The sequence below is a fragment of the Agrobacterium sp. OT33 genome (assembly GCF_017313365.1).
GTDB lineage: Bacteria > Pseudomonadota > Alphaproteobacteria > Rhizobiales > Rhizobiaceae > Agrobacterium > Agrobacterium rhizogenes_A.
Window position 1 is genome coordinate 1 of the sequence record NZ_JAFLMZ010000030.1, and the last position, 263, is coordinate 263.

1 protein-coding gene is annotated in these 263 nt (G+C 66.2%); it reads right to left on the bottom strand.

All coding sequences use genetic code 11. The features are described from left to right. Positions 1 to 263 (bottom strand): contractile injection system protein, VgrG/Pvc8 family (locus JZX88_RS26495; RefSeq protein ID WP_256436405.1); only part of this gene is annotated, 263 nt, incomplete at both ends.

Consider the following 263-nt stretch of genomic DNA (forward strand, 5'->3'; position numbering starts at 1 on the left):
GTGCCCGGCACCATGCCCGGCGTCTCGAAGTTCCAGTCCGCGCCCGCCCGCTGGCCCGACACATAGGAAAAACGCCGCGCCCAGTCATTGATGTGGTTGCGATCCGAAGACCCCTGCGCCAGACGCACCCTGCCCTCGCCCTGCGCCAAAGCCGACGGCGAAAGCCAGCCGCTGGCGCTGTCGGCCACATGCAGCTTGTGGGAACCGTCCTCATGGCTGAACCAGAAGAACAGCCCGTCCTCCTCGAAACGGCGCGTCAGATA